The organism is Hyphomonas sp., from assembly GCF_040882205.1.
Classification (GTDB): domain Bacteria; phylum Pseudomonadota; class Alphaproteobacteria; order Caulobacterales; family Hyphomonadaceae; genus Hyphomonas.
This window is the reverse complement of the sequence record NZ_JBBEBT010000307.1, coordinates 1-13,410: the sequence shown is the minus strand read 5'-3', so window position 1 is coordinate 13,410 and position 13,410 is coordinate 1. Positions and strand designations below refer to the sequence as shown.

The 13,410-nt window shown below is 64.4% G+C and carries 13 protein-coding genes; 7 read left to right on the top strand and 6 right to left on the bottom strand.

What is annotated here, in order from left to right:
• Positions 1-603 precede the first annotated feature (603 nt).
• On the top strand, positions 604-1,296 hold the full coding sequence (locus WEA77_RS13165) for a response regulator transcription factor (protein ID WP_368068340.1): 693 nt from the start codon (positions 604-606) through the stop codon (positions 1,294-1,296).
• Complete coding sequence (locus WEA77_RS13160; RefSeq protein ID WP_368068341.1) at positions 1,241-1,867, top strand: hypothetical protein; 627 nt, start codon at positions 1,241-1,243, stop codon at positions 1,865-1,867. The genes WEA77_RS13165 and WEA77_RS13160 overlap by 56 nt, the downstream gene beginning before the upstream one ends.
• On the opposite strand, the gene WEA77_RS13155 is transcribed toward WEA77_RS13160, so the two are convergent.
• Positions 1,848-2,321, bottom strand: a complete 474-nt coding sequence (locus tag WEA77_RS13155; RefSeq protein WP_368068339.1) for a DUF3995 domain-containing protein — start codon at positions 2,319-2,321, stop codon at positions 1,848-1,850. The two genes, WEA77_RS13160 and WEA77_RS13155, sit on opposite strands and share 20 nt — an antisense overlap.
• A gap of 126 nt (positions 2,322-2,447) precedes the next feature.
• On the opposite strand from WEA77_RS13155, the gene WEA77_RS13150 reads away from it, so the two are divergent.
• Together WEA77_RS13150 and WEA77_RS13145 are read left to right on the top strand one after the other, a co-directional pair.
• On the top strand, positions 2,448-2,912 hold the full coding sequence (locus tag WEA77_RS13150; protein WP_368068338.1) for a peptidylprolyl isomerase: 465 nt from the start codon (positions 2,448-2,450) through the stop codon (positions 2,910-2,912).
• 35 nt (positions 2,913-2,947) lie between these two features.
• Positions 2,948-4,552 carry a stimulus-sensing domain-containing protein gene (locus WEA77_RS13145; protein WP_368068337.1) on the top strand — a complete coding sequence of 535 codons (1,605 nt, stop codon included), beginning with the start codon at positions 2,948-2,950 and terminating at the stop codon, positions 4,550-4,552.
• A gap of 6 nt (positions 4,553-4,558) precedes the next feature.
• Here WEA77_RS13145 and WEA77_RS13140 read toward each other — a convergent pair whose 3' ends face one another.
• Genes WEA77_RS13140 through WEA77_RS13120 form a run of 5 tightly spaced genes read right to left on the bottom strand, consistent with a single transcriptional unit; the run spans position 4,559 to position 10,170 of the window.
• Positions 4,559-5,539: a glycosyltransferase family 2 protein gene (locus WEA77_RS13140; RefSeq protein WP_368068336.1), complete on the bottom strand. Its 981-nt coding sequence runs from the start codon at positions 5,537-5,539 to the stop codon at positions 4,559-4,561.
• A 43-nt stretch (positions 5,540-5,582) separates the two neighbouring features.
• Positions 5,583-6,146 carry a DUF1801 domain-containing protein gene (locus WEA77_RS13135; protein ID WP_368068335.1) on the bottom strand — a complete coding sequence of 188 codons (564 nt, stop codon included), beginning with the start codon at positions 6,144-6,146 and terminating at the stop codon, positions 5,583-5,585.
• Entirely contained in the window at positions 6,146-8,092 is a 1,947-nt protein-coding gene (gene acs, locus WEA77_RS13130) for an acetate--CoA ligase (protein ID WP_368068334.1), read from the bottom strand. The genes WEA77_RS13135 and acs overlap by 1 nt, the downstream gene beginning before the upstream one ends.
• 27 nt (positions 8,093-8,119) lie before the next feature.
• Positions 8,120-9,898, bottom strand: coding sequence for a sodium:solute symporter family protein (locus tag WEA77_RS13125; RefSeq protein ID WP_368068333.1), 1,779 nt, complete (start codon positions 9,896-9,898; stop codon positions 8,120-8,122).
• Between the two features lie 5 nt (positions 9,899-9,903).
• On the bottom strand, positions 9,904-10,170 hold the full coding sequence (locus WEA77_RS13120; protein WP_368068332.1) for a DUF4212 domain-containing protein: 267 nt from the start codon (positions 10,168-10,170) through the stop codon (positions 9,904-9,906).
• A 160-nt stretch (positions 10,171-10,330) separates the two neighbouring features.
• On the opposite strand from WEA77_RS13120, the gene WEA77_RS13115 reads away from it, so the two are divergent.
• The 3 genes from WEA77_RS13115 (at position 10,331) to WEA77_RS13105 (ending at position 13,362) form a co-directional block, all read left to right on the top strand.
• Positions 10,331-11,323, top strand: coding sequence for an amidohydrolase (locus WEA77_RS13115; protein ID WP_368068331.1), 993 nt, complete (start codon positions 10,331-10,333; stop codon positions 11,321-11,323).
• Positions 11,320-12,357, top strand: a complete 1,038-nt coding sequence (locus WEA77_RS13110) for a serine hydrolase domain-containing protein (protein ID WP_368068330.1) — start codon at positions 11,320-11,322, stop codon at positions 12,355-12,357. The genes WEA77_RS13115 and WEA77_RS13110 overlap by 4 nt, the downstream gene beginning before the upstream one ends.
• A gap of 285 nt (positions 12,358-12,642) precedes the next feature.
• Positions 12,643-13,362 carry a 50S ribosomal protein L25/general stress protein Ctc gene (locus WEA77_RS13105; protein ID WP_368068329.1) on the top strand — a complete coding sequence of 240 codons (720 nt, stop codon included), beginning with the start codon at positions 12,643-12,645 and terminating at the stop codon, positions 13,360-13,362.
• The last annotated feature ends 48 nt before the right edge of the window (positions 13,363-13,410 follow it).

Below are 13,410 nucleotides of genomic sequence, written 5' to 3'. Positions count from 1 at the left end.
GGGCCGCTCCCTGGACGGGTTCGGCGCCGCCAGGCCCTGACAGCTGGCCCGTGCGGACCTCGCAGGACCAAGGTGGTCAGACGGGATTATCCACCGGCTGTTCGACCCGGCTCGCCCGGATCGACGTCCCTGCAGGGCGCGCCTGCCGTTGCCTCAGGCGCGGCTCCTGCCGGGCAGATGAGGTGGAGATTGCACCAGGAGCGCACCCGGCAGGATTGGCAGCGCGCAAGAAATTTCAGTCAGGTGTCATCGCGGTGGAAGCCGGGGGACGGAGGGGATTGTTTTTTCTGGAGTTATGGGTCCCGGCTTTCGCCGGGATGACACGGAAAATCAACTCTGGGGCTGGGCAAAACAGGCGCCGGGCCGCAGGCGCAGGTCATACTTGGTGCACCATAAACTCGCCCGCCCTTCACACTTGCGGCGCTTTGCGCCGCAATGAATCGCGAGAGTGCCGCAATCCGCGCAAATGCTCGCCGCACTCCGTTGATTTTGTTGAAGCTCCACCAATGGAGGGCTTTTGAAATGGACCGAGCTGTGATTGAACCTACTGCCAAGCGGACTGAAGCTCTTTCCAGCTTCCGGCTGGCCGAGAAGGACAAGGCAATGACGACACTTGCACTGGTGGACGATGACGAGAACATCGTGGCCTCGCTCAAGATCTTCTTCGAAGCGGAAGGCTACCAGGTGCGTACCTACCATGACGGCGAAGCGGCCCTGCCCGCGTTGACCGAAAGCCCGCCGGACATCGCCATCCTCGACGTGAAGATGCCGAAGATGGACGGCATGGAGCTTCTGCGCCGACTGCGCCAGACCTCAGAGTTGCCGGTGATCTTCCTCACCTCGAAGGATGAAGAGATCGACGAAGTGATTGGCTTCAATATCGGCGCCGACGATTTCGTGCGCAAGCCCTGTTCCAACCGCCTGCTGGCGGAGCGCGTGAAAGCCGTTCTTCGCCGGGCACGCGGCGGTGTGGCTGGCCCGGAAGAGGGCGACTCCAAGCCGATCGTGCGCGGCAAGCTGGTGCTGGACCCCAACCGCCATGCCTGCACCTGGGACGGCAAGACCGTGCGCCTGACGGTGACCGAGTTCCTGATCCTGCAGGCCCTCGCCTCCCGCCCCGGCTATGTGAAAAGCCGCGACCAGCTGATGGACGCGGCCTATGATGACCAGATCTATGTCGATGACCGCACCATCGACAGCCACATCAAGCGCCTGCGCAAGAAGTTCCGGGAAGTGACCGATGAATTTGATGCGATCGAAACGCTCTACGGCGTCGGCTATCGCTACACCGAGTAAGCCTCCGGCAGAATTGTACATCGGCGGGGCGGGAGACGAGAGCTCCCGCCTTGTCCTTTCCTATGCCGAGGCGCGCCGCCAGCAGGTGCGCGGCAAGCGCGACGTGCATTACCTCCCCCACTGGAAGATCACCGTGGCGCAGCGCCTTGCGATGGAGCTGGCCGCCGAGGGCCGGCCGCTGGCGCTGATCGGGCATAGCTGGGGCGCGGATACCGTGGTGCGGGCCGCCAAGATGCTTGTGGCGCAGGCTTTCCTGATCGGGGCCGACCCCGTGGCCAAGCCGCTGACGCGGCTGACGGCGCGCGATGACCGGCCGGCCAGTGCCGCGCAGGTGGTGCATGTGGACGCGGTGCCATCGGCCTATGACCGGTCAGACCTCGTTAAAGCTGCGGGCTTTTTCACCGGCGGCGGCGTGCCGCGTGCGTTCCAGATGGCGGACACGCGGATCGACACGGCGCTCAACCACTGGAACTTCCGGGGCATGATGGAAGCGCGCGGGGCCGACGGGCAAAGCGCCGAGGACTGGCTTGCCGGGTTCCCGGACCTGCTGCTCAGCCGAACAGTTGGCTGAACCGCGCGGACCAGTTGGGTAGCATCAGGGTCAGGAACAGGAAACCTATCCCGGCGAAAACGCAGAGCGGCGAATACAGGCGCCGGTTGAGCGAGAGATAAGGCTGCTCCGGCGCCGCGCGCTCGAAGGCTGGCAGCACACCGGCAACGCCCCGACCGAGGAAAACCAGGGCCAGCAACAGGCCCACGGGCGCGAGGAAAGGCTTCGATCGGGGAACCGCTTCACTATAACCGCCCATCAGGAAAGCGGCCATGGCAGCGGCAAAGAACAGGACGCTCAAATATACGAAGGCGGCGCGCGACGGCACCCGCGTGATGCCGCGACGGCCGATCAGGGAGCGGGCCAGTGCCTGTTCATTGGAGAACGGGAAGGTCACGCCGGCTGACCAGACGAGGTACAGCCCGTCTACACAGGCGAGCAGGATCGCCAGACCGTTGCCGACTATATCTGCCAATACAGGCCTCTTCCGCCATACCCGAAGGCGGACAATACATGCTGGGCACGCTTGCCGCCAGAGCCGCGATTGAATAGCCAAGGGCCTGATCCTTACATGATAGACAGAACAATAGGAGTTTGCCCGATGTCTGACCTTGAAAACACGCTGCTGCTGGAAACCTCGCAGGGCAGGGTGACCATTGCGCTGCGCCCGGATCTGGCCCCCGGCCACGCCGCCCGCATCAAGGAACTCGCGCGTGAGGGGTTTTATGACGGCATCGTCTTCCACCGCGTGATCGCCGGGTTCATGGCGCAGACCGGCTGTCCGAAAGGCACTGGCACCGGCAATTCGAAGAAGCCGGACCTGAAAGCCGAGTTCAATGGCGAGCCGCACGTGCGCGGCACCTGTTCGATGGCGCGCACTTCGGCGCCCAATTCGGCCAACAGCCAGTTCTTCATCTGCTTCGGTGACGCCTCGTTCCTGAACCGGCAGTACACCGTGTGGGGAGAGGTTACCGAGGGCATGGACGCCATCGACGCGCTGGCGAAGGGCGAGCCGCCGAAAAACCCTGACCGCATAATCTCGATGCGGGTTGCAGCTGACGCCTGATCGCAGCAAGGCGGCGGCGGGAGGGGAGCATCGGCATGGCTGAACCAAGCGCCCCACGCCGCCGGCCGCCTGCACGGCGCACCGCGACGATCCTCGGATCGCGCATTGCGCGGCTGATCTTTGTCTCGAACCTCGCGGGCCTCGCGATCCTCATCATCGGCGCGATGGTGCTGAACGAGATGCGGGCGGGCTTCGTGGCATCGAAGCAGCAGGACCTGGAAGCGCAGGCGCAGATCTTTTCGAGCCTGCTATCGGACGATGCGACAACGCCGGAGCCGGGCCTCAACCATGATGCCGCGCGCCAGACGCTCGAGCGGCTGAACCTTCCCGAGCGGGTGCGGGCCCGTATCTTCACGCAGGAAGGTGAGCTGATCGGCGACAGCTATTACCTCTCCGACCGCGTGGACGTGACCGCCCTTCCCCCGCTGGCTGAGCCGGGCTTCCTGGCGCGCACGGGGCGCGACCTTTCGGAGTGGGCCGGCAATGTGTTCGGCTTTTTCTCACCGCGCCGCACCTCCGAAGCGCTCCGCACACAGAGCCTCGAGGAAGAGTTCGAGATTGCAGCGCTAGGCGGGCAATCCGCCAGCCAGCGGTTTTCCGACCGGGGCCAGCGCGTGATTTCCGTGTCCCTGCCGGTGCAGCGGGTTTCGGCGGTGGTCGGCGTACTGGTGCTGGAAGCCAGCGATATTGACGAGATCATCCGCGCCGAACGGGTGGCTCTGGTGCCGTTCATCGGTGTGGCTGTGCTGATGGCATTCATCACGTCCGTGATGCTGACGCTCGGGATCGCCCGGCCCTTGCGGCGCCTCGCTTTGGCGGCCGACCGTATCCGTTCGGGCGCGTCCGACCGGATCGACGTGCCTCTGCTGACCCAGCGCACCGACGAGATCGGCGACCTGGCGACATCCATCCAGAGCATGACCGAAGCGTTGCTGGAGCGTATCGAGGCGAACGAGCAGTTCGCCGCCGATGTGGCGCACGAGCTGAAGAACCCGCTGACCTCCATCCGCTCGGCGGTGGAGACACTGGAGCGGGTGAAGGATCCCGACGCCGCCACGCGGCTGCGCCAGGTGATCACCTCAGATGTCAAACGCCTCGACCGTCTGATCACAGATATTTCCAACGCGTCGCGCCTCGAAGCAGAAATGACACGCCTGCCGAGCGAGCAGATCGACATTGCCCGGTTCGTGCGCGATGTGGTGCGCACCTATGAAGGCATCGGCGATGGCGAGTCCGCGGTGCATGTAGCATTTACTGATGCCACGATGGGCGCCCGGCTGATCGTGCGGGGGCGTGAAGGGCCGCTGGGACAGGTGCTGCGCAACCTGATCGACAATGCACGCTCATTTTCTCCGGCAGGCTCTACTGTTGAAGTCAAGCTCGACCAGACGAATGAAGGGCCGCGCACGATTGCGCGGCTGATGGTGGAGGATTCCGGCCCCGGCATTCCGCCAGACAAGCTGGAGACAATCTTCAACCGTTTCTACACGGACAGACCGAAAGGCACGGCCTTTGGCAACAATTCCGGCCTTGGCCTGTCCATCGTGAAGCAGATCATCGCCACGCACCGAGGCAAGGTCTGGGCAGAAAACAAGGCCGAAAGCGGCGCGAAGTTCACGGTTGACCTGCCGGCTGCCTGACCGGGTTCACCCGACGCGGAGCTGCGGCTTGTAGCCGAATTTCTGCGCCAGGCGTTTCACGCGGGCCGCCACCGGACGCGGCAGGAAACGCGCCGCCTGAGGCCGCGACACAAGAGCGCCGAGAGCGCCCGGGAATTTTTTCTGGCGCGCCATGATGATGAAATTCTCGAAGGCTTCGGCGTCTCGCAGGGCGATCTCGTGACGGCGGAGCGCGCGCAGGTCTGCCGCCGAGAGCCGGCCCTGATGACGCCGGGTGAACGGCTCGTAGACGGGGCGTTGCAGCGAGTAGACATTCTGCGTGCCGCGCGTGCGCGACAGCGACGCGGGGCGCACGGCATAGCGATACAGGGGTTCGGGATGGACCGCGAGGCGCGCGCCATAGGCAAGAAGGTCCGCGACGAACCAGCAGTCTTCCGCAACTCTCAGATCGGCGACATACTCGGCGCTGTGAGCGGTGATGAATGTGCGCCGGAAAATCGGTTTCAGATAGCCGTAGAGCGGGGCGTTGCTATCAACATGGTTTGCGCCCAGCCAGCCCGTAAGATCAACCGGGATGAGGTTTAGGGATGGGCCGCCGAGATAGGAGGGACCGTCCGCCTGCAGATCGCCGAACGGTACGAGCTTCATGTCGTCGGCGAGGATATCGAGGTTCTCGCGCTCGGCAATGGTGACCAGCGTTTCAAGGCGCGCAGGCTCGAAGGCATCATCGGAGTCCAGCACGGCGATCCATTTGCCGGTCGCCTGACGCATGCCGAGATTGCGGGCGCGGGCTACGCCGCCGTTTTCCGGTGCGCGCACAATACGCACTCGGGCATCACCCTTGGCCGCCGCGAGCGCCGCAGCGCCCGTCTCGTCCGGCGAACAATCGTCCACGACGATGAGTTCCCAGTCGGCGAACGTTTGCGCGCGCACGCTCTCCACTGCATGCGCGATGAAGGCGGCGGCTTTCCAGGCCGGCATGACGATGGACACCGTCGGCGTGCTCATGTCTCTCCCCGGGCTGAGCTGGCAACCCTTATGCCAGAAACAGCTATAACAAAGCTTTTACCAACACGCCCGGATTTACCGGACCCGGCGGCGCGAGGCGCTGGTTCTTCATATATTTCCAGTTGCGGGGCTCGCCCCCGGCCAGCCATTCCGCGGCCCGTTCGATGCGGCGGTCGCGGGTGGCCGCTGCGGGCTTTGAGGTTTCCGGCGATTTCGCCAGGTCAGCGGGAACTCCCGGCGGCGGTTTCGGCGCCTTCGGCTTACCCGAAAGGCCAGCCTCGGACGCCTTCATACACGCCTTGAGGATTTTCGTCAGCGCAGCTTTCGCGGGCAGGACTGCCATGCAGCGCATCTTGCCGAACACGCCCATCCCCTCCGTCAGCTGGCCAGTGTTTTCGCCCTCGACAAAGAGGCGGACACGGCCCCTGGAGCCGGCAAGACCGCAGAGAATCTTCGCGCGGCAGACGCGCGCAGGCATGCCCCATTTGATCGCTTCCTCCGCCTCCGGACAAATCGCATGGGCCTGATCGCGCAGACGCGCCAGCACCGGGCGGGCAAACTCCGCTGGCTTTGCGATAGAGGCGTCTGCGCGGGCATCTGTCTGCATCAGCGGTTCTGGCGATTCTCGATCAGGTCGGAGACGACTTCGGGATCGGCCAGCGTGGACGTGTCACCGAGGCTGCCGAATTCATTCTCGGCGATCTTGCGCAGGATGCGGCGCATAATCTTGCCGGAGCGGGTTTTCGGGAGGCCGGGGGCGAACTGGATCAGATCAGGTGAGGCGATGGGTCCGATCTCGTTGCGCACGTGCTGGACGAGATTCCTGCGCAACGCCTCGTCGACGACCACGCCCTGGCGCAACGTGACATAGGCATAGATGCCCTGCCCTTTGATTTCGTGCGGATAGCCGACGACGGCGGCCTCGGCGACCGCGTCATGGCTGACAAGCGCGCTTTCGACTTCGGCGGTACCCATGCGGTGGCCGGAGACGTTGATCACATCGTCCACGCGGCCAGTGATCCAGTAGAAGCCGTCGGCGTCGCGGCGGCAGCCGTCGCCGGTGAAGTACTGGCCGGGATAGGCCGTGAAATAGGTGTCGATGAAGCGCTGGTGATCTCCGTACACGGTCCGCATCTGGCCGGGCCAGCTGTCGGTGATCAGCAGGTTACCATCGGCGGCGCCTTCGAGTTCCTTGCCTTCTGGGTCGACCAGCACCGGCTGGATGCCGAAGAAGGGGTGTGAACCGGCGCCGGGCTTCATCACGGTGGTGTTCGGCAGCGGCACGATCAGCGTGCCGCCGGTCTCGGTCTGCCACCATGTATCGACGATGGGGCAGCGCGCGTCGCCGACGACATGGAAATACCATTCCCAGGCCTCGGGATTGATCGGCTCGCCGACCGTTCCGAGGAGGCGCAGTGAGCGGCGGTGCGATTTTTTCACCGGGCCCTCGCCCTCACGCATCAGGGCGCGGATGGCAGTGGGGGCGGTGTAGAAGATCGTGACCTTGTGATGGTCGCAGACTTTCCAGAAACGGCTGGCGTCCGGATATGTCGGCACGCCTTCGAACATAAGGCTGGTGGCGCCGTTCGCGAGGGGTCCGTACACGATATAGGTGTGGCCGGTGACCCAGCCGACATCGGCCGAGCACCAGAAGATGTCGTTTTCCTTCAGGTCAAAGACGTATTCATGCGTCATCGCGGCCCAGACGAGATAGCCGCCGGTCGTATGCAGCACGCCCTTCGGCTTCCCGGTGGAGCCGGACGTATAGAGGATGAAGAGCGGGTCTTCAGCGTTCATAGGTTCCGGCAGGCAATCGGCAGAAATGTCGGCGCCGATCTCGTGCAGCCAGTGGTCGCGCCCTTCCACCATCGGCACGTCTGCGCCGGTGCGCTGGACGACGAGGACGGATTTCACCGTGCCGTCAGCGATCTCGCAGGCGCGGTCAACGTTAGCTTTGAGCGGCACGGTCTTGCCGCCGCGCAGGCCTTCATCGGCGGTGATGACCACGGTTGATCCGCAATCGGTGATGCGGCCAGCGAGGGCGTCCGGCGAGAAGCCGCCGAAGACGACCGAGTGGACCGCGCCGATGCGCGCGCAGGCAAGCATGGCATAGGCCGCCTCAAGGATCATCGGCATGTAGATGGTGACGCGGTCGCCCTTCCTCACGCCGAGCTTTTTCAGCACGTTGGCGAACTTGCAGACGGCGGTGTGCATCTGCCGGTAGGTGATCGTGTAGGTCTCGCCGGGGGCGTCGCCTTCCCAGATCATCGCGGCCTTGTCGCCGCGCTGCTCAAGGTGGCGGTCGAGGCAGTTGGCGGAGACGTTGAGGACGCCGTCATGATACCAGCGCACGTGCAGGTCGCCGGTCTCCCAGGAGACGTCCTTGACCTGGGTATAGGGCACCGTCCAGTCCAGCCGCTTGCCTTGCTCGCCCCAGAAAGCGACGGGGTCGGCGATCGAGGCGGCATACATCTCGCGGTATTTTTCCGGCGTGAGATTGGCCTGCTTCGCAAAGGCTTCGGGAACGGGATAGGTTTTCGACGTGTCGCTCATGGATCGGACCTGACTGGTTTGCTGGCCCTAGTCTAGCGGCGCCATGCCCGAGTCCGCAATGCCATGGGAACGGCGGGTGCCGGGAATCCGGATGTCTTCGACGAGGTCCTGGATGTCCTGCGGCGGCGGCGGGGTGACGAGGGCGACCCCGACGCCAACGGCCATCGACAGGAGCATCACCACGAAGCCGATGCCTTCCGGCGAGACACCGAGGAACCAGTCTTGCGCTGTGGCCGCCTTTCCGGCGCCGAGCTTGAAGTGCCAGATATAGGCAAAGGTCGGGATCAGGCCGGTGAGCATCGAGGCGATGGCGCCTTCACGGTTCATGCGCTTCCAGAAGATGCCGAGCAGGATGACCGGGAAGAGTGACGCGGCCGCGAGGCCGAAGGCGAAGGCGACCACCTGCGCGACAAAGGCGAGCTCGGCTGAGTAGATGCCCATGAAGCCGGCCGCGATGACGGCGCCCGCCGCCGCGAGGCGGGCGACGCGCAGCTCGGTCTTGTCACTCATGTTCCTGAAGAAGGTGCGCCGGCAGAGGTCGTGACTGATGGCGGAGGAGATCACCATGAGGAGACCTGCGGCCGTCGAGAGCGCGGCGGCGAGGCCGCCCGCGACCACGAGGCCGATGACCCATTCCGGCAGCTGCGCGATCTCCGGATTGGCGAGAACGTAGATATCATTACTGATGGTGACTTCGTTCTCGAGGCCGTCTGGCGCGGCGGGGCCGCGGATCTGCATCTGGCCGTCGGCGTTCTTGTCGTCGAAGGCAACGAGGCCGGTCTTTTCCCAGTTTGCAAACCAGGCGGGGCTCGGCGGCTCGCCGGCGTCCCGGATGAGCTTGCTCTGCACTTCATAGGTCTCGGCAGGCGCATAGGTCGTCTCGTTGACGGAACCGATGATGTTGAGGCGCGCGAAGGCGCCCACGGCCGGCGCGGCCGTATACAGCAGCGCGATGAAGACGAGTGCCCAGCCGGCAGACAGGCGTGCATCGGCGGCGCGCGGCACGGTGAAGAAGCGGATGATCACATGCGGCAGGCCTGCGGTGCCGAACATCAGCGCGGCGGTGATGCAGAAGATGTCGAAGTTCGTTTTGGTGGAGGCGAGATAGCTGGTGAAGCCGAGGCCCTGCACGGTCTCGTCCAGCTTCTGCAGCATCGAGATGTCATCGCCCTTGATGTTGCTGATGAAGCCGAGCTGGGGAACGGGGTTGCCGGTCAGCATCAGCGAGATGAAGATAACGGGCACGGTGTAAGCGAAAATCAGGACGACATATTGCGCGACCTGCGTGTAGGTGACGCCCTTCATGCCGCCCAGCACGGCATAGACGAAGACAATGGCCATGCCGAAGAAGATGCCGGTGTTGAAATCGACGCCGAGGAAGCGCGAGAAGGCGATGCCGACGCCGGACATCTGGCCTGCAATGTAGGTGAAGGACACGAACAGCGCGCAGATGACCGCAACGATGCGGGCGGTGCTGGAATAGTAACGGTCGCCGACAAAATCCGGCACGGTGAATTTACCGAACTCGCGCAGGAACGGCGCGAGCAGGAGCGCCAGCAGCACATAACCGCCGGTCCAGCCCATCAGGTAGACCGAGCCGCCATAGCCCATTCCGGCAATCAGGCCCGCCATCGAGAGGAAGGAGGCCGCGCTCATCCAGTCTGCGGCAGTTGCCATGCCGTTGACGACCGGGTGGACACCGTGGCCGGCGACGTAAAAATCATTGGTGGAACCGGCGCGCGCCCAGATGGCGATGCCGATATAGGTCGCAAAGGTGGCGATGACCCAGAAGAGTGTCCAATCCATCTGCTTCAGTCCTCGATCCGGTATTTTTTCTCGAGGCGTTTCATCGCGGCGCAATAGTAGAAGATCAGCGCGACGAAGACGTAGATCGACCCGTTCTGGGCAAACCAGAAGCCGAGCGGCGCGCCGCCGAGGCTAAACTGGTCGAGGAATTCCCGGAAGAGGATGCCGGCGCCGAAGGACACCAGGAACCATATAGAAAGGAGGATGAGCGTCAGGCGGATGACTTCCGGCCAATAGCCTTTCAGGTCCGGCACTTCTCGCGCGTCAGCCATTTCCAGTTCCCTGCCCCGTTTGTCGCCCCGTTTGTCGTTGGTCGCCACCCTAACGTCTTTGGGGGCGATGGGAAGATGCGGTGACAACCTTGTCTCAGATCCGCAAGGCGCTTGCTACGGCGGGCGTAAACCCGGAAACAGAAAGGCAGGAGGACTGGCCATGTTCAGTAACGACGAATGGTTGAAACAGGTGCGCGAGGAGGTGATCGATCCCGGCCGGGAGATCGTGGACCCGCACCATCACCTGTGGCCGAAGCCGCATCTTTCCTACGACCTTGAGGACCTGCACCGGGACACGGGCGACGGGCATAATGTGGTGGCGACCGTGTTCATGGAATGCGGCTCAGCTTACCGCGCCGACGGGCCGGACCACCTGAAGCCGGTAGGCGAGACCGAGTTCGTAACTGCCGCGGCCGAACGCGCAGCGACTGATCCGTTGACGGCGCAGATCGCAGGCATCGTCGCGCATGCCGATCTGCGGCTGGCGGAACTGGACAGCGTGCTGGACGCGCATACAGCGGCGGCGAAGGGCCGCTTCCGGGGCATCCGGCATGCCGGGTCGCGCGACGAGAGCGGCGCGCCGCTCAGCATTCCGGGCCGTGCGCCTGCCGGCCTGTTCGAGGACGCGGCTTTCCGGCGCGGCGTGGCACGGCTCGGTGAGCGCGGACTGACCTTTGACACCTGGATCTACCATCATCAGATCAGGGACTATGCGGCCCTCGCGCGCGCCGTGCCGGGCACAGTGATGATCCTCGACCATTTCGGCACGCCGCTGGGCGTCGGGCCCTACGAGGGGCGGCGCGAGGAGATCTTCGGGAAGTGGAAGGACGACATTGCCGAAGTCGCCGCCTGCCCGAACGTTCACATGAAGCTCGGCGGGATGGCGATGCCTGACAATGGATACGGCTGGGAGAAGCGGGAGAAACCTCCGACCTCGGACGAGTTCGTGACAGCGCAGATGGCCTGGTATGATCATGCCATCAACGTGTTTGGGCCGGAGCGCTGCATGTTCGAAAGCAATTTCCCGGTGGACCGGTTGTCGATCAGCTACCGCACGCTGTGGAACGGTCTGAAGAAGATCGCGGGGGATTATCCGGAAGCGGCCAAGACGGCGCTGTTCAGCGCAACGGCGCGGAAAGTGTACAAGCTGTGACGAGGAAACTCCCGCCCCTGCCCGCGCAGCCTGCCAGCGCGGCCTGGCCGACAAGGGACTGGCCGGAGGCAGAGCTGCCCGCGCGCGTGGCCGCGAAGCTGAACCCGCTGCTGGACTTTGCCTTCAGTGACCCCGCGCCCGCGAGCATGGGCGAGACCCACGCCTTTCTTGCGGTGCAGGGCGGCCGGATCGTGGCGGAGCGCTACTGGACGGGCTTCGGGCCCGACAGTACGCACCATTCCTGGTCGCAGGCCAAGAGCATGACCCATGCGCTGATCGGCATCCTGGTTCGAGAGGGCAAGCTGGACATCCATGCGCCCGCCGATGTGCCCGAATGGCAGGGTGGGGATGATCTGCGCCGCGCCATCACGCTGGACCAGCTCTTGCGGATGTCCAGCGGGCTCAAATTTGCTGAGGACTATGTGGATGCCGGCGTCTCGGATGTGATCGAGATGCTGTTTGGTTCCGGCAAGGAAGATGTGGCGGGCTTTGCCGCGAAGTTTCCGCTGACCCACCCGCCGGGCACCGCCTGGAGCTATGCCAGCGGGACAACGAACATCGTGGCGCGCATTGCCGCCCGGGCGCTGGGCGCGAGCGGCGAAGCGTTCCGCGACTTCATGGTCCGCGAACTGTTCGGCCCCATCGGCATGACGTCCGCCGACCCGAAATTCGACAGGGCAGGCACCTTCATCGGCTCGTCCTTCTGCTTCTGCACGGAGCGGGACTTTGCGCGCCTCGGGCTGCTTTATCTCAGGGACGGCGTCTGGGACGGCCGGCGCATCCTGCCGGAAGGCTGGGTGGACTATGCCCGCACGCCGACGCCGGTGCCGCCCACCGAAACTTATGGTTATGGCGCGCACTGGTGGCTGGGCATGGCCGGGCCGGGCAGCTTCTCGGCCAATGGCTATGAGGGACAGTATACCGTGATGGTTCCGCAACTGGACCTGATCCTCGTGCGCAACGGCAAGTCACCGCTGGAGCAGAAAGACGAAGTGATGGGCTGGATGGGTAAGGCAGCGGACGCGTTCCGGTAGGCGGCCCGCCTGCTCGCCTGCCTTGGGCTTGCGAGGAGACGCCATCGCACTGCGATCGCCCGGAGTGAGGCGGCGCTTCGCCGGGACTGTTGCAAACTCGGAAGCTTAGCGCGCCCTCATCCCCGACCCCTTCTCCCCAGAGGGAGTTAAGGGGGGGCGCCCCCGCTTGCCAAGGCCAGACATCCCACCTATACGCCGGCGTTCAGAAACGACGGCGCCAGGCCGTGCGTGTCAGGTTCCGACCTTACGCAGCGTAAGGCACGGTCCAGGGCGAAAGGAAAACAAATGTCCAAACACAAGATTTCATTCAATGTCGACGTGCGCGAGCGCGTGGGCACCGGCGGCGCCCGTGAGGCTCGCCGCCTCGGCTTCGTGCCGGGCGTGCTTTACGGCGGCGATATCGCCCCGGTCGCCATCAACCTGAAAAAAGCCGAAGTGATCAAGGCCATCGAGACGGGCCAGTTCCTGAACGCGACCGCGACCCTGATCCACAAGGGCGAGAAGCAACTGGTCATCCCGCAAGGCATCCAGATGCACCCGGTCTCCGACCAGCCCTGGCATGTTGACCTGCGCCGCGTCGAGCCTGACCAGATCATCAAGGTCGAGGTTCCGGTCCACTTCAAGGGCCAGGAAGCCAGCCCCGGCCTGAAAAAGGGCGGCACGCTCAACGTCGTGCGCCACTCGGTCGAACTGAACGTCCCGGCGGCCAAGATCCCGGAATACATCGAGGCCGACATCTCGGCGCTCGAAGTCGGCGACAACGTCAAGATTTCGGACATCAAGCTGCCGAAGGACGCAACCCCGGCCATCGGCGACCGCGACTTCACCATCGCCACGATCGCTGGCCGCGGCGGCAAAGCTGAGGAAGAGCCCGCCGCTGCTCCGACGGCAGATGCCGTGCCGGCCGCCAAGGCGAAGGCTCCGGCCGCCGGCGCTGCTGCGCCAGACAAGGGCGCCGCTCCCGCGAAGGGCGCTGCTCCGGCGAAACCTGCCGGCAAGAAGTGATCCTTCTGGACAATCAGGGGGCCGCCAGTCACAAGCTGGCGGCCTCTT